General features: G+C 42.3%; 11 protein-coding genes. 7 read left to right on the top strand and 4 right to left on the bottom strand.

Annotated features, from left to right (window positions below):
• The first annotated feature begins 2 nt into the window (after window positions 1–2).
• On the top strand, window positions 3–605 hold the full coding sequence (locus tag AC57BQ_RS03185; RefSeq protein ID WP_496404890.1) for a hypothetical protein: 603 nt from the start codon (window positions 3–5) through the stop codon (window positions 603–605).
• Window positions 606–817: 212 nt separating this feature from the next.
• Here AC57BQ_RS03185 and AC57BQ_RS03190 read toward each other — a convergent pair whose 3' ends face one another.
• The 4 genes from AC57BQ_RS03190 to AC57BQ_RS03205 form a co-directional block, all read right to left on the bottom strand.
• On the bottom strand, window positions 818–2,695 hold the full coding sequence (locus AC57BQ_RS03190; RefSeq protein WP_496404891.1) for an LTA synthase family protein: 1,878 nt from the start codon (window positions 2,693–2,695) through the stop codon (window positions 818–820).
• A gap of 173 nt (window positions 2,696–2,868) precedes the next feature.
• Entirely contained in the window at window positions 2,869–3,513 is a 645-nt protein-coding gene (locus tag AC57BQ_RS03195; RefSeq protein ID WP_496404892.1) for a hypothetical protein, read from the bottom strand.
• Window positions 3,514–3,588: 75 nt separating this feature from the next.
• On the bottom strand, window positions 3,589–5,685 hold the full coding sequence (locus AC57BQ_RS03200) for a ComEC/Rec2 family competence protein (RefSeq protein WP_496404893.1): 2,097 nt from the start codon (window positions 5,683–5,685) through the stop codon (window positions 3,589–3,591).
• 137 nt (window positions 5,686–5,822) lie between these two features.
• A complete protein-coding gene (locus AC57BQ_RS03205; protein WP_090464704.1) occupies window positions 5,823–6,158 on the bottom strand; it encodes a MerR family transcriptional regulator in 336 nt (111 codons plus the stop codon).
• A 90-nt stretch (window positions 6,159–6,248) separates the two neighbouring features.
• Between AC57BQ_RS03205 and AC57BQ_RS03210 the strand changes: the two genes are divergently transcribed.
• The 6 genes from AC57BQ_RS03210 to AC57BQ_RS03235 all read left to right on the top strand — a co-directional run bounded on the left by AC57BQ_RS03210 (window position 6,249) and on the right by AC57BQ_RS03235 (window position 17,223).
• Window positions 6,249–8,126 carry a transglutaminase-like domain-containing protein gene (locus AC57BQ_RS03210; RefSeq protein WP_496404894.1) on the top strand — a complete coding sequence of 626 codons (1,878 nt, stop codon included), beginning with the start codon at window positions 6,249–6,251 and terminating at the stop codon, window positions 8,124–8,126.
• Window positions 8,123–10,309, top strand: a complete 2,187-nt coding sequence (locus tag AC57BQ_RS03215; protein WP_496404895.1) for a hypothetical protein — start codon at window positions 8,123–8,125, stop codon at window positions 10,307–10,309. The genes AC57BQ_RS03210 and AC57BQ_RS03215 overlap by 4 nt, the downstream gene beginning before the upstream one ends.
• A 79-nt stretch (window positions 10,310–10,388) precedes the next feature.
• On the top strand, window positions 10,389–11,009 hold the full coding sequence (locus AC57BQ_RS03220) for a hypothetical protein (RefSeq protein ID WP_496404896.1): 621 nt from the start codon (window positions 10,389–10,391) through the stop codon (window positions 11,007–11,009).
• Between the two features lie 413 nt (window positions 11,010–11,422).
• Window positions 11,423–14,110, top strand: a complete 2,688-nt coding sequence (gene alaS / locus AC57BQ_RS03225; RefSeq protein WP_496404897.1) for an alanine--tRNA ligase — start codon at window positions 11,423–11,425, stop codon at window positions 14,108–14,110.
• 516 nt (window positions 14,111–14,626) lie between these two features.
• Complete coding sequence (gene gatB, locus AC57BQ_RS03230) at window positions 14,627–16,096, top strand: Asp-tRNA(Asn)/Glu-tRNA(Gln) amidotransferase subunit GatB (RefSeq protein ID WP_496404898.1); 1,470 nt, start codon at window positions 14,627–14,629, stop codon at window positions 16,094–16,096.
• Between the two features lie 2 nt (window positions 16,097–16,098).
• Window positions 16,099–17,223, top strand: coding sequence for a redoxin domain-containing protein (locus AC57BQ_RS03235; protein ID WP_496404899.1), 1,125 nt, complete (start codon window positions 16,099–16,101; stop codon window positions 17,221–17,223).
• Window positions 17,224–17,235: the final 12 nt, after the last annotated feature.

Below are 17,235 nucleotides of genomic sequence, written 5' to 3' on the forward strand. Positions count from 1 at the left end.
CTATGCTGAATACACTACTCCCTCAAATAATTGCTGATAACGAATTGCACTCCCGCTGGCTAAACACGCTGTCGCTGATGGAAAATACCGGTGCTCGTAAAATATCGGCCAGCGAAGATCCGCATACCGTTACCTATATCATCTTAAAACACGCCGCCGAAGAGCACCGTCACGCTTTCTACCTGAAAAAACAGCTGGAAAAAACGGGGGTGGAACTGCCAACTTATGCCCCAGAATACTTGCTTGCTCCCGGTTCAAGCAAATACTACCTGAACCAACTGGATGTTGACGTTTGCCGTTATCTGAAAAAGGAATTGGGCCTGAGCGGCAGTGAACTGCGTTTTGCGGCCTATCTGCTGGTTACCTATGCTATTGAGGTTCGTGCCGATGAGCTATATCCCATTTACCAGGACGCGCTCGACGAGGCCGGTAGCAAAGTAAACGTAAAATCGATTATTTTAGAAGAAGAAGGTCATCTGGAAGAAATGCTGCACCAACTGCACAAATTCTCGCCCGACTGGGAACGCCATGCCAACAAAGCTGTTGCGTTTGAAACCAACCTGTTTAACCAATGGGTAGAGCAGTTGGGTATTTCTTTGAAATAAGTCAAAAGTCAAAATTCAAAAAAAGCGCCCTGTCATCCTGAACTTGTTTCAGGATCTCACAGGACGGGCAGCCTGATATGTTGTACACCCTAAATGTGGGATGCCGAAACAAGTTCGGCATGATGTAGGTCTTTCAAATCCTGATAATCCTTCAAGTGAATCAAGGTTCAGAAAAAATCAGCGACATCAACGTAATCAAAAAAAATCAACGGTCAAAAAGCCATATACTCCGTATAAACCACTTGTAAAAAAGCTTTGCCCTGCTGCAAGGTTTTATCCGTAGCAGCTTCGCCCGCATTCTTATTGCCTTTATAAACTATCCTCCGGCCCGAGTTATCATAGGAGATACTTTGTTGCGGCGTCATAAACCCAAAGCCGTTATCCCAGTTAAAAAAAGCAAAGTCCTTACTGCCCGGATTCAGTAGATCTTTCGACCAGGTAAATTGATTATGCGACAAACCCAGTTGAGCCAGTAGTGTTGCGGCAATATCGGTTTGTCCCCCTAATTTATTGATCTTTTTACCCCGGTATTCGGGTTTGATCACATCGCCAAAAAACAATAGTGGGATATGGTATTTAACAGGATCATAAGCCTCGGCAATATTACGGGGCAGGCGGTGTCCGTGATCAGCCACCAGTATAAACAAGGTATTTTTATACCAGGCTTGTTTTTTGGCCTGCTCAAAATACGCGTTAAGGCAGGAGTCGGTAAAATAAGCCGTGCTTCTGAATTTATTGCTGGCATCACCATCCTCGTCGGCTGGAAAATGCGCTTTTACAGGTAATACAAAAGGCTCATGATTGGTGGAGGTTTGCAGGTACGAAAAGAATGGCTGTTTTTGCTGCTGCGCGAATTGCAGGTGTTTGGTTAACAGCACATCATCATAAACGCCCCATTTGGTTTGTACTTGTGCCGGTGCAAAGGCTTGTTCATCCGTGATCTGATCTATAGCATGGCTGTTCATGAAGATATTAAAATCCATGTAGCTGCTTTTGCCGCCATAAAAATAAGAGGTATGGTATCCCGCGTTCTTAAATATCACGGATAGGGCAGGTAGTTTTCGTTGTTTTAGCGTATCGGCTATAATGGTACGGATGGCTTGTGATGGAAACCCGCTCATAATAGATATGATGCCTTTATCCGTACGGTCGGCCGAGGAATAGATATGGTTAAACAGGACACCCTGCTGAATGAATTTCTCAAAGTTAGGTGCTACGCCTTTATCGCCGCCCAATGACTCAATAATGCTGGCAGTATAGCTTTCCAACTGGATGATCACCACGTTGGGCTTGTCCGTAGTCAATATTTTTAATGACGAGTCGGACTTAACACTAAACGAATCATGTACCAACTTTTCCGCATCCACAGGTTCCATGAACACGTATGGATTGTAGGGCTTCCGGAAATTTTCGAATATGTTATTGAACAGGTTCCACTCGGTATTCAGGGCCGATTGGTTCAGGATCTCCTTGTCCGAAAAATAAGCCGCGTTTTGGTTGATGGGCTCTGTTTGCAGGCCACCCCGCATAAACAGGAAATTGATAAATACCAACAAGCATATCAGCCCAATTTTAAGCCCCGGTTTCGCTGCCGGTTTCTTGAAATTATAGTCAATAACGTACCAGGATAATAATGCACCTGAGCTCAGTAATAACACGCCGATCAGGATACACTTACCCACCGGCGATGAGCCCGATGATGCCAGCGCCTCGGAAGGAGCATGATAAAACGAACTAAATACCCTGAAAGTAACTTTGGTACCCCATTCCCTGAAAATATTAAAATTGAGTATAGTATTTAAGGAGATACAGAACAGGATGATCCCCACATAAATTTTAAGCCAGATAGGTTTGATATGCCAGGAAGGGACGCACCAGTTGATGATAAACACCAGCAAAGGGATGATGCAGATATAGGCCGTAGCCGAAGCATCCAGCCGGAAGCCGTAAAAAAATGTCTGGAGCAATTCGCCGAAACTGGCGCCACGAACTTTATAAAAAAAGTATAATTCAAACGTGAGCCGCGTGATCACGAAGAACAGCAGCCAGAATATAAAAAATCTGATTATACTAAAAAGGTTTCTTAACATAAAGGGGTACAAAAGTAGTACTTTAACCTCAATGTTAAGAAACCTTTAATGAATTGTTAGTGAAGAGAGAACGTATCAAGTAGTTAGTATCAAGTATCAAGATTTTTTTGCTGACTGAAAATATCGCATTTTAAAGGGTCTTGATACTTGATACTAACTACTTGATACTAATTTTATCTGCCGCCGCTCATCGCTTTCAGATCATCCAGAGATATCTTTTCAAAATCAGCCGGAATGCCGAATGTGCCGGCCGGCGCTTTTTCGTCAACAATGCTTTTAACGGTAACATCAGTGCTTTGACCCTGGCTAAATGAAGTATATTGTACCGGGAAGCCGCCTATTTCCCTGTAGTATTTTGCAATACCGGTTATCGGAACAACCACATCGTTGGTGATCCAGATATCATAGGTCTTTTTAGTTTTTGAATCTGTTGCTACTACTTTCTTGCAGTTAAAACCCGAGATCTGTTTAGCCTCGGTTGATGGCGCAAAAGTAAAGGTTGGCATATCTGCCATAGCCTGATCTACTTCATCAGGTGTAGCGATAGCTGCTTTTTTAATGCTGGCAACCGGTACGTCAACCAATATAGCCATTGATTTTCCGCTTACATCGGTTAATATTTTTATAGTAGCAGGACCTGCAGTAAATGTGAACGCGTTTGAGTCGGCACGGAAAAATCCTTTCGCATTAACTTCCTGACCCCTCATATTGGTAGTAAAGTTAACAGTACCTTCAGTGTATTTTTTCTGCGCGCTGGCGCTCATGGCTGTTGCGGTAAGAGCCAGGCCCAGGGCAACATTAAAAAATTTAATATTCATAGTTTTTGTTTGATTTATACCAATTTACCTGTTTTTGATTAAAAGACAAATTTATTAGTGTTTGGTTTAATTTTTTCAGTTAGATACGGCAATTAACGAAATGTTACGCTTTAATACGCTATAATTTATATGCATTGCCCTGGCTTGTTCTTCAAGTTGCTCAATAAGCTTGCCGCTATTGCTGCCATCAATTACAAGTGTTTGATAATCATAATTCTTGTTGATCAGGTTCAGATCGGCGTATGGGTTGCCGGTGATATACAAATAATTCGTTTTTAATTTTTCAGGTAACTGTAAGTTGAGCATTTGTTTGTCAAATACCATGATCTTTTTATTATTGAACTGAATAAGCCCTCCTTGTTTTTTTAGGAAATTTTTACTGATGCCCTGATCAAGGGTATACAATTCAACATGACTTATTTTACAGCTATCCAGATAGGGTTGTATCGAATATTTATAGTTTTTGTCGGTATCAGCCAGGTTAGTGATTACAACGGCTTTGTCGCCGTTTTTAAAAACGATGCCGGTGTTTTTACGCAGGTTCAAAAAAGCGACCGAACTGCTGTTATCAGCGTTGTATCTTTTTACGCTGATGCTTACACAAAGTAAAAACAGGCAGGCCATGCTCAATTTGAGCAACCATGATTTTTTATCATATAAAAAATAAAACAGGCTGATGATCAAAGCATAGGTAAGCAGATACTCGGCTGTAGTGAACCAGATCTTATTAATACTGGCAAATGGAGCGTGTTCAATAATGCTCAACGCTTTATTCATGAACAATACCGATTTCTCCAACACCCATGCCAGCGCGGTCGACAGCCAGGGTACCCAGGCCAGCAGCAGGTAGGCTATACCGCTATACATAATAACCATGGTAGGGATAATAATGAGCAGGTTGCTTAGCAAAAAATAAACCGGGAACTGATGAAAATAGTAAGCGCTTAAGGGAAAAGTAATTACCTGCGCGGCTATGGATACCGAACACAGCGCCCAAAGTTTATCGGCCCATTTGTTTTTGAATTTGAACCATTGATATACCACCGGCTGTAGTACGATCAAACCAGCTACGGAAAGATAGGAGAGCTGGAAACCTACATCGGTGATAAAAAAAGGATCGTATAGCAATAATAACAGGGCTGATATCGCCAGGATATTGAGCATATTGATATGCCTTACAAAAGTATTACCGATAATAACCATGCTGATCATCACCGCGGCCCGGCAAACGGCCGGCGAAAAGCCTGTTAACATGGCGTAATAGCCTATTAGCAGGATCATGATGGTCATTTTTAAATGCCTGCCATATTTGTAGCGGTTTAAAAAGCCCAGCATCCATTGCATTAAAAGGTAAATAATGGCCACATGCGCACCCGATACCGATAGTACATGGATGGTGCCCGTTTTAGAATAAGCCTGTAAAACATCATTGCTCAGGTCGGCTTTGTAACCCAGTATGAGGGTAGACGCTACAGCGATGGCGTTAGGATCATGGAGTTTCTGTTTAAACAGCACCACCATTTGCTGCCGCAGCTTTAAAGCATAGGCGATAAGGGGATTGCCTGTATCATGCTTTAAAAGCTTGTATTGCCCCGGAAATAAAAATACCTGGTAATAGATATTCTGATGCGCCAGGTACTTTTTATAATTAAACTCGGCCGGGTTAAAAGGTGGGTCGATAGGGGTGTAGGTGGCGGGTACCAGCAATTCATCGCCATATTGCAGGGCAATGGCATCACTGTCTTTCAGGGCCAGGAGCAAGGTGCCGTTGGCATCCGCGGTTTGCCGGTGATTGATACTTTGCCGAACGGTAGCCGTAAAGCGTACCAATCCGTTTTTAAACTGGGGCTCATTGTTAATGCTTACCGCCAGGAATTGTGATTGTGTTTTTGAGAAATGGCGCCGGTTATTCAACTCGTTATAGCTGATCACACTGATCCATCCGGCCGTAAATAAAACAAGGCTCATCAACAGGCCGCCAATCCACCGGGTTTTGTAAATAACTAACCGTTGGTAGTTTAAATTCAGCACAACAAATACGATAGCGAGACTGATAAAAGCAATGGCTACGGCGGGCAAATAAACAGCCGACAAAAACTGGATCCCTATGGCCAATCCCAATAAAAAAGGGATAAGCAGAATAACAACCGGGATTTCGCCTTTATGATTCACGATGGTTTAGAGTCAAGAATCAATAAAGATATATTTTAGTATCAAGTAGTGAGTATCAAGTATCAAGATTTTTGAAGAAGTAATAAAAAATATCACAGTCGTGATACTTGATACTAGCTACTTGATACCCCTGTCCACTATAACTGATCCCTAACTTCGAGCAGGAACTTTTTGATGTTTTCGAGCGAATCGATCACGCGTTGGTTCTCTTTAGTATCGCTCATATTGTGTTTGAGGTGTTCTTTGGCGCCATTGAGCGTGTAACCTTTATCGCGGATAAGGTGAAAGATGATCTTGAAATTCTCGATGTCCTCGGGGGTGAAATAACGGTTGCCTTTTTTATTCTTTTTGGGTTGCAACACGTCAAATTCCTTTTCATAGAAACGGATAAGCGACTGGTTCACATCAAACATGGCCGATACTTCGCCCATGGTGTAATACATTTTGCTTATTTCGCGGTCTTTATAAGGCATGTGCAAATGTAATTATTAGTACTCAAATATTATAACCGGAGGCTTTGGGAACTAAAAAGAAGTATTACCTTAGAAAGTCTAAACTTTATCATGGTCACGCGCTATTTAATATCAGGATTTATTACAGTCCTTTTCTTCACCCAAGCCTTTGCTGGTGCTCCCGATTCGTCTGTAGTTATAGCTGCAGCTAAGGATGAAATTCAATATAGCTGGAACATTAAGTTAAACCGTGTTGAAATAAACAGGAAATCAACAATTGATTATGTAAGCAATGCCTACCAGGTAAACTATCCCGTTGCCGAATTTTATAATGATCATGTCACTATCAATAATGTAAGTTGTAAGGTTGATGGCCACACCCCGCGCGATTTTAAGCCTCGTTACTCATACTACGGCGAAGAGAATGTTTTTTATTCCGATGCCAGGGTATGTTATTTTTCGATGCTGCTTACTAAAACAGGCAGCACCGGATCTGTAACTTTTGACGAAACCTATGATGATCCCAGGTATTTTACTTCCATACATTTTACCGGTAACGCGGCCATCAAGCACAAAGAGGTGACGGTTAAAATACCCCGCTGGATGAAAGTCGAACTTAAGGAATTGAATTTTGGCACCTACGATATCAAAAAAACGGTACAATACAACAGTGCCGATGATGCCGATGTGATAACCTATACCATGAACAATATTCCGGCCTTTGTTAAGGAAGGTAATAGCCCGGGCCCCTCATACATATATCCTCATTTGTTGGTTTTAAATAAATCAGCTACGATTGGCGGGCAGTCGTTCTCCTACTTTAACACGCTGGCCGATCAGTATGCCTGGTACCGCGAGCTCACTAAAAATTTAACAAGCGACGCTACGGTAACAGCTAAAGCAAAGGAGTTAACTGCTGCAATAACCGGCGATATGGATAAAATAAAAGCCGTGTTTTATTACATACAGGACAATATCAGGTACATCGCCTTTGAAGATGGTATGGCTGGTTTCAAACCTGAAAAGGCCGACGAGGTGCTTCGCAAAAAATATGGCGATTGTAAAGGAATGGCTAATCTCACCAAATCAATGCTGGTGGCTTTGGGTTTTGATGCCCGCTTGTGCTGGCTGGGTACTAATCATATAGCCTATGATTACCAAACCCCTTCACTGGCGGTTGATAACCACATGATTTGCGCCTTGCTTTATAAAGGTACAACCTATTACCTGGATGCAACGGAAACCTACCTGGGCATTAACGAATATGCCGAGCGCATACAAGGGCGCCAGGTGCTGATAGAGGACGGCAGCAAATACCTTTTAAGTAAGGTGCCTTATGCCTCGCCATCTCAAAATAATGATCAGGAAAGCTGCAAGCTCAGCATCAGCGGCAATAGTTTGGTAGGTAAGGTTAACCGCAGGTGGAAAGGCGAAAATAAGGAGGAGATGCTGAGCGGTTTAAACAGCGTAAAGCAGGAGAATGCCGACGAGGCGATCAAAAAGTATCTATCCGTTAATGATAAGGATTATACCATCAATGACCTGGTGTTAAGCAGCACAACTGACCCGGATAAAGATTTAACGGCTTCGTACACCGTTGAACGCAAAAACGGGATCTCGGTATTTAGCAAAGATTATTATATAGACCTGGATAACAGGAAAGAATATGCGCAGTCGGCTATTAAAGTGGAGGAACGCAGACACGATTACTGGTTCCCGAACAAAGAGAATATTAATATAGAAATGGAGCTGGAGCTGCCTGCAAATTATAAGGCCACCAGCCTGCCGCCCGATCTGAATATTGTTAAACCCGATTACGAGTTTCACATGAGTTATGTAAGCCTGCCCGGCAAGCTCAGCTACAAAAAAACGCTCAGGATCAAAAACACTATCCTGCCAAAAGCAAAATTTGCGCAATGGAATCAGGACATTGAGCAGCTTAACAAATACTACAACGAAAATGTTATTATAAAACCCATATCACAATGAAAAAAAGTCTACTCCTGTTTATTTTAGTGATCATTAGTCCCCGCTTATTTGCCCAAAGCTACGCCGATAAAGCCGAGCTGCTGAAAAAAGAAATTTGGGGAACAGTTACTCCCGAATTTAAAAAATCAACTGTGCCGACCAATCTGAGTAAAGAGAGCGCGGTGATACTGGCCCGTTCGTTAAGCCTTGTTCGTTTTGTGAAAATTGGTCATGCCGAAAAAACTTATATCTATCACGAAAGGGTAAAGATCAATGATAAAGCCGCGCTGGATGATTTTTCGACCATTGAATATCAAAAATCAGAATCAAAAACCGGGCGTATATTCTTCTTTAACTTTAAGGAAGGTTCAAAAGAGAAATTTATAGGCGCTAAGATCATCAAACCTAATGGCGCCGAAACCATTGTGAATACCGGCGAGGAAGTGATACTGCAAAATGAAAACAAGGGGAAAAAAGGTAAGCTGGCTATCCCGGGTTTGCAGGTAGGCGATATATTGGACTATTATATCAGTTCAACAGATCGCTCGGTGAATGTTTACGCGCAATCATACGATAAAAACGACGACCTGATCATGCTGGCGGGCGAGTATCCTGTTTTATCCTACGATCTTAATTTTAAATTCCACAAAGCTATAGATGTACAGTGCATTTATGCCAACGGAGCGCCCCATTTTGAAGAAAATACCAATGATGCTAAAGAGCGCATTTTTACCTTAAAACTAAAAGATCTGCCCAAATATAAAAGCCAGTTGTGGACATCGCCCTTAAGGCAGTTTCCTTATATCGAGATCGGTAGTTCATACTCAACTGATGTGGGTAGCTTTATGGGCCGGGTACGCGATAAAAGCTCCTCGCGTTTTGAGGGTTGTAAAGCTAAATTCGAGGGTATTTTCAGCGAGTATAATAATCCCGATTTTGATGAGGTTGAGAAAAAGACGAAAGATTTTTTTGGCAGCAGCAAGGCCATGAAAAGTGTGTCGTTAGATAGCCTGATGAAAGTTGTTTACACGCAATGGAAATACATGGCGTTTTGTAATTACAATGGTGATGAGCCGGATGATTTTGGTTCGGTGAACTACCGTAAAGCAAATAGCATAGGTTGCGCTGCCATGATGAGCATGGCCCTTACCGATATGAAAATAGATCATACCGTAATACTGGCAAGCTCCCGGAATAGCAATACGTTGGAAAACTCCTACAATCTTAATGATTTTGAGGCGCTCATCATGATCAATGATGCCAAACCTTATTACCTGTGTTTTGATGACGCGTTTACCCATTTTAACGAGATCCCGGTATATCTGCAGGGCGAAAAGGCGCTGGTACTGTATCCTAAAAGAAAAAATAACCGCAGCTATGATTTTACGGAAGACCAGATCACCTTACCTGTAGCAGCCAGTAATGTAAATACCGATATAGAGCAATTAAAAGTATCCCTGCTGCCTGCCAATATGCAGAAACTAAAAATTGAGCGCACGGTATCATTAACAGGCGCCATGAGGCACAATGAGCAAAAGCGTTTAATTGGGGCAGGGGATGTTGATGCCGCTTATACCGCCCAGGCCAAAGGCGAACCTCTGGAAAAACGCTTGTCGAAAAAGTCGGAAACTAAAAAAAGAATAGGCGAGTATCAGTATGCATTTGAGGCTGAACCTAAGAAAATGACCGAAAACTTTACGGCCGAAATAAAAGATCAGTATGACCAGAAACCACAGGATGTAAGCAATTGCAAGATCCTGAGCAAAGGGATGGATAGTTCAAACCCTGTGTTTCAATACAGTGCAGCCTTTGTATTAGATAACCTGGTGAAAAAGGCGGGCAACAACTATATTATTGACTTGGGTAAACTTGCCGGCGGTTTTGTTAATATAGACGAGAAAGACCAAACCCGTACCATTGATGCCTATTTGTTTGCCGCACGTAACATTACCTATAATGTAGCTTTAACCATACCGGCAGGTTACGATGTGAAAGGGATAGAAGAACTGAACGCGCAAAAAAGCAACAAAACAGGCTCATTTATCACAACGGCAACTGTAAACGGCAACACGCTGAATTTGAAAGTTACCCGCATATACAACACCAACTTTGAAAAAGCGGCAAACTGGACGATGCTAAAAGATGTTGCAGATACCGCTTCTGGATTTGAATCAAAGAAGATCTTGCTGGAGAAAAAGGGATAAATAAATTATAACCATGACGAAAATTTTAGGCTAATTATCGGAAATTTATTAAGTTTGACAACATTAAAATCTAATCCTTATGATCAATAAAACAATTTTAGCCGTAGCACTGCTTTTCGCGCTAACATCCTGTGGCAATTCCCCAAAAAAAGAAACTGAAGAAAAATCAGGCATTGGTAAATTAGTAGAAGGCGCCAGCAATCTGGATAAACTGGCAAAGTCGGGCGAGAAATTAAAAGACCAGACAGAGAAACTTAAAAAGCTTACACCGGCAACTGTAGAGGAGCTGAAAGCGGTGGTACCCGAGAATGTAGGCGATTTCAAAAGAAAAAGTTACAGCGCGGGCGGTACCGTGGCCGATATTGTTGCTGCGGAGGCGGAATATGCAAAAGAAGATAACAAAACTATCCATGTAAGTATTTTAGATGGCGCCGGTGAATCAGGCAGCGCTGTGGTTAGTTTATTGGCCATGGGGCTGAGTATGCAAACGGAATCAGAATCAAATGGTACCATCAGCAAAAACATCGAGATAGATGGTGTGCGTTATTCTACAGAAGATACCAAAAGCGCTTCAAGTGTAAGCTCTTCCCTTAAGTTTATACATAATGATCGCTATGCGGTTACTTTGCAAGGCGAAGGCTACAACCTTTCAGAGCTACAGGACTTTTTAAAGAAATTGGATCTGAGTTCATTAAAATAAGTCGATTATTGGAGTAGATATTCTACCCGATATTGCGTATATTTGTATATACAACAGCCCGGTTTTCCTGATCAAAAAGGAAAACCGGGCTGTTTTGTTAAGCAGAAAAACAGAACAAAAAGCGATCGTTTTGCAATTAGTTATTTGATAATCAATAAATTAATACTTTTTAAAGTTTTCAAAACCCATCAAAATCGTGTTGAAATTTGTTAAAAAGTGTTAAAATGAGGTTTTTTCGAGTGGTTTTCAGTGGTTTTTGCCCCGTTTTTGAGCAGAAAAGTGTTAAAATTTAAGGTTTAAAAAGTTTTTTGAGGGTAGTTTTATTGGCAAGTACTCCTTAACTAATCCCGATCTTTTTACTTTCGGACTTCCGGACTTTCCGACTTCCGGACTAATAATTACATTTGCACTCTATGACAGCTACCGAAATACGACAGGCTTTTCTTGATTTTTTTGTTTCCAAAGGGCATATCATTGTGCCTTCTGCACCTATTGTAATAAAAAACGACCCCACCCTCATGTTTACCAACGCGGGGATGAACCAGTTTAAAGATATATTTTTAGGCGAAGCCCCCGCGAAAGCGCCTCGTGTGGCCGACACGCAACGCTGTCTGCGCGTATCCGGCAAACATAACGACCTGGAAGAGGTGGGTATTGATACCTATCATCATACCATGTTCGAGATGCTGGGCAACTGGAGCTTTGGCGACTATTTCAAAAAAGAAGCCATTGCCTGGAGCTGGGAACTGCTCACCGAAGTTTATAAATTGCCTAAAGACCGCCTGTACGTAACCTATTTTGAAGGTGACGAAAAGGAAGGACTGGAAAAAGATACCGAAACCTACGACTTATGGAAAGCACTGGTTGCTGAAGATCACATCCTCCCAGGCAACAAAAAAGATAATTTCTGGGAAATGGGCGAAACCGGTCCATGCGGTCCATGCTCCGAAGTTCACTTTGACAGTCGCCCGGATAACGAGCGCGCCGAGGTAAGCGGAGCAACCCTGGTAAATGCCGACCATGACCAGGTGATCGAGATCTGGAATGATGTATTCATGCAGTTTAACCGCTTAAAAGGCGGTGCATTGCAGCCGTTACCAGCCAAACATGTAGATACCGGGATGGGCTTCGAACGCCTGGTACGCGTACTGCAGGGCAAAAGCTCAAATTACGATACGGATGTTTTCCAACCGATGATCCAGTTCATCGCTGATAAAAGTAAAAAAACATATAACAGCAAAGCCAAGCCCGGTGATGCGGATTGGAACGAAGCAGTAGCCATGCGCGTACTGGCCGACCACATCCGTGCTATCAGTTTTGCCATTGCCGATGGACAGTTACCAGCCAGTAACAAGGCAGGTTATGTGATCCGTAGGATTTTGCGTAGAGCAGTTCGTTATAGCTATCAAACTTTAGGTTTCAAAGAGCCGTTCTTTAACCAACTGGTTCCTTTACTGGCTGAACAGTTTAAAGGGGTGTTTGATAATTTACATGCTCAGAAGGATTTTGTGCAGAAGGTGATTTTGGAGGAGGAGTCAGCATTTTTAAGGACACTCGGAAACGGAATTACAAGGTTTAACGAACGAATAAAATTCCTTACTCATTTGGAAGTAGGACATGAGGCCACGGGCTTTTATAAAGAATTTGAGCCTAAAAAGATAGACGGATCCTTTGCTTTTGAATTGTCTGATACATACGGATTTCCCATCGACTTAACGGAATTAATGGCGCGTGAATTAGGCTTTTCTGTTGATTTAAAAGGTTTCGAAACCGCCCTCCAAGAACAAAAATCCCGCTCCCGTGCTGCTACAGCTATTGATACCGGTGATTGGGTTGTTCTAAAAGATAATGACAGCGTTGAGTTTACCGGTTATGATGAAACCGAAACTGTTGCTCACGTAGTCAAATATCGCAAGGTAACTGCCAAAGGTAAAGAGCAATACCAGATCGTACTGGATAAAACACCTTTCTACGCCGAAAGCGGCGGCCAGGTAGGAGATAGAGGTGAACTCGTTTTTCCGGATGGTACCATTATTATGGTAACCGATACCAAGAAAGAGAATGGCCTCATCGTACATTATGTAGATAAACTGCCCGAGGATATTGAGGATGCCTTAACCGCTATTGTTGATCCTGCTTTACGCAGTCAAACCAATAGTAATCACTCGGCTACGCACCTGCTGCATGCCGCCATGAAACAGGTTTTGGGCAGCCACGTAAATCAAAAAGGCTCATTGGTGAATGCCGATTACCTGCGGTTCGACTTTTCGCATTTTGCCAAAGTAACCGATGAGGAGCTGGCGCAGATAGAAGCCATTGTGAACCAAAAGGTACGCGAGAATATCCCCTTGAAAGAGGAACGCAGCGTACTATACGCCGAAGCCATCACCAGCGGCGTAACCGCCCTGTTTGGTGAAAAGTATGGTGAGTATGTGCGCGTCATTACTTTCGATGATGAATTTAGTAAAGAGCTTTGCGGTGGTACGCATGTAAAAGCTACCGGGCAAATAGGTTTCTTTAAAATAATAGCCGAAAGCGCTGTAGCTGCAGGGGTTCGCCGTATTGAGGCCATCACCGGGGTTGCCGCCGAGGTATATATCACCAATCAAAATCAGTTGATAGACCAGTTAAAAGAGCTGCTTAAAAATCCCAAGGACCTGGCTAAAAGTGTAGAGAGTCTGTTGGATGAGAACGCTAAGCTGAAAAAGGAGATCGAGAAATCGATCCTGGAAAAATCATCAGGCTTAAAAAATGAACTGGCACAAAAGGTGGAGGCCATTAATGGTATAAATTTTATCGCCCAAAAAGTAGCTTTGCCTAATGCCGAAGCGGTTAAAAACCTGGCTTACCAGCTAAAAGATATCGTAACGGATCTGTTCCTGGTACTGGCTGCTGATTTTGATGGCAAACCAAGTCTCACGGTAATGATAGCCGAAAACCTGGTCAAAGAAAAAGGTTTGAATGCTGGTAATATTGTACGTGAACTGGCCAAAGAGATCAAAGGTGGCGGTGGTGGTCAGCCATTCTTTGCTACCGCGGGTGGCAGTGATGCCAGTGGGTTGGATGCGGCATTGGCTAAGGCCAAAAGCTTTATCGCGTAATATACAAGCTCATTTTGCACGAAATACAAGCTACTTCCGCGCGTCATTGCGAGCGTAGCGTGGCAATCTCTAAATAGGCAGGTTAATCTGAAAAGTTCGCTCTGTATAGTTTGGGATTGCCACGCTACGCTCGCAATGACGCGTGAAGAAGTTGTCCTACAAAAAAAGACCGCGTAATAGACGGTCTTTTAATTGTTAATATATATTGGGGATATAAATGCTTATTTGTATGGATAGACCAGCCAAAATTCAAAAGGTTTAAAAGCATTTAAAAATTTTATTAAACACCCTCTTTGCGGCTGGTTAAACGCTCGAATAAAACCGCAACCATCGGGTGCTCCTTTTAAACTATACAAAATCAGTAGTTTTACTTGGATTGTTAAGCTCATTATAGCTATAAGTGCTGCTTTAGTATAAATTTTATGCGTTGTTTAATAGTTAAATAGTGATTATACTGTATTAACTTTTATATATTTGACCTTACAATCAGTAAAATTATAGCTGAATTTTTATTTTATGACAGTTCTCGCAAACGGGATAAGTGACAAGTACGAGTTGGTTGTAGGCCTCGAGGTACATGCCCAGTTATCCACTTTAAGTAAAGCATTTTCGGCCGATTCTGCAGCCTTTGGTGCCGAACCTAACCATCACATCAGTGCCGTATCGTTGGGGCATCCGGGCACGCTGCCGTTCCTGAATAAAAGAGCGGTGGAGTATGCCGTAAAAATGGGCCTTGCCTGTAATTGCACTATCAATTTAAACAACAGCTTCGCCCGTAAAAACTATTTTTATGCCGATTTACCCAAAGGCTACCAGATCACACAGGATCAGGCACCGGTTTGTTTGGGTGGATATGTGCCCGTAAGATTAGCCGAGGGTAAACAAAAAGATATCGCCATCCACCATATCCATATGGAAGAGGATGCCGGTAAAAGTATGCATGACCAGCACCATGCTGATTCACTGATCGATTTGAACAGGGCAGGGGTGCCATTGATCGAGATTGTGACACAACCTGATATCCGTAGCGCCGAAGAGGCCGGTCAGTTTTTGACCGAAACCCGTAAAATACTCCGTTATCTGGATATTTGCGATGGTAATATGGAAGAAGGTAGCATGCGCTGTGATGCCAATATTTCTGTAAGGCTGCACGGTGCAACCGAATACGGTAACCGTTGCGAAGTAAAAAACCTGAACTCCATACGTAACGTTCAGCGCGCTATTGAACATGAATTTGCCCGCCAGGTAGATATCATAGAGAATGGTGGCCGTATAGATCAAAACACATTGAATTTTAATGCAGATACCGGCGAAACATCGGTTTTGCGCTCAAAAGAAATGGCGAATGATTACCGTTATTTCCCGGAACCCGATCTGCCACCTCTGCGATTGACCGAACAGTATCTGGAAAATATCCGGAAGAGTTTACCTGCATTGCCAAACCAGTTATATCATAAATATATCGAAGAACTCGGTCTTTCGGCTTACGATGCTTCCGTAATAACAGCCGAGCGTGACCTGGCTTTATATTTCGAAGAATTGACCAAACATACCGACCATTATAAAGCCGCTGCCAACTGGATTATGGGCGCTGTAAAATCGTATTTAAATGATCACGATGTAACCATCGGTAACTTTGGCGTTACACCCAGGCACCTGGCTGGTCTGATCAAACTTGTTGACAGTGGCGTGATAAATAATTCTGTAGCTTCGCACAAATTATTCCCCGCCATGATCAAAGAACCGGGTAAAACGCCCGATGATCTGGCTAAGGAACTTAACCTGTTGATCAGCGCTGATACCGATGATGTAAGCCGTTTTATACGCGATGCCATTGCCAAATATCCGGATAAGGTTAAAGAATACCAGAAAGGGAAAAAGGGCGTTTTAGGCTTGTTTATGGGTGAGATCATGAAGAGCTCCAAAGGCAAGATCGATCCGCAGAAAACAAACCAGCTGTTGATAAAAGAATTAGAATCAAAATAAAAATGAAGAATCGCATTATTGCATCAGGCATATTTTTACTGGCCGTTTTCCTGTTTTCATGTAAGGATAAAACATCATTTACTATTTCGGGAGCTATCAAGAACCCAGCGGCCCTGAAAATGGTTTTTCTGTTAGAAGCCGACAGCTCACAGGTAAAAGTGATCGACTCGACCACCTTAAGCGAGAATGGTAAATTTCAGTTCAAACACCAGGCGCCTTATGCCAACCTGTATAAACTGCGGGTAGGTGATGCTATTTATGACCTGATCGCGAAAAATGGTGACGATATCGATTTCAGTACAGATCTGAAAGATAATACCCATTCTTATATGATCACCGGATCTGATGATTCTGATAAGATCAAGGAATTTAATAAGATCAGTAATTTTTACGGCGATAAAAACAACAAGGTGGTTGCCGAATACCAGGAAAAATCACAAGCCCTGGGTAAACAATCAGACTCGCTACTCAAGGTGTATATGCCCATATTTCAAAAAAATATGGCCGACTACGGTACTGCCGTACTCAAATTCGTGAACGATAATAAAAAATCCCTGGCCGGTTTTTATGCAGCCACTTCATTGGATGTATTTAAATATGAACCACAACTGGTGGCTTACGCCGATGAGATCAAAGGCAGTTTCCAGGATAATCCAGGGGTGCAGCAATACATTAAACAAATGGAAAAGGTGAAACCTGTTTCTATTGGCCATAAAGCGCCTGATTTTACAACCGGTGGTATTGATGGCAAGCCTGTAAAACTATCTGACTATAAAGGCAAATATGTAATGATAGATTTTTGGGCTTCGTGGTGTATGCCATGTCGCCAGGAAAATCCTAATGTGGTAAAGCAATACAATGCCTTTAAATCAAAAGGGTTTAATATTCTGGGTATATCATTAGATAAAGAGACCGGAGCCTGGAAAAAAGCTATAGATGATGATAAACTAACCTGGGCACATGGATCAGATCTGAAAGGATTTGAAGGTCCAACAGAAACGCTTTATCATATTGAAGCCATTCCTTCAAATTTTATCATTGATCCTCAGGGAAATATAGTGGCAAAGAACATAACAGGAGCCGATCTTGAAGCTTTTTTAAACAAAACATTTAGTAAGCCTCAATAAATCGTTAATATA

Source organism: Mucilaginibacter sp. BGA-UO-ETr-C110 (assembly GCF_059567985.1).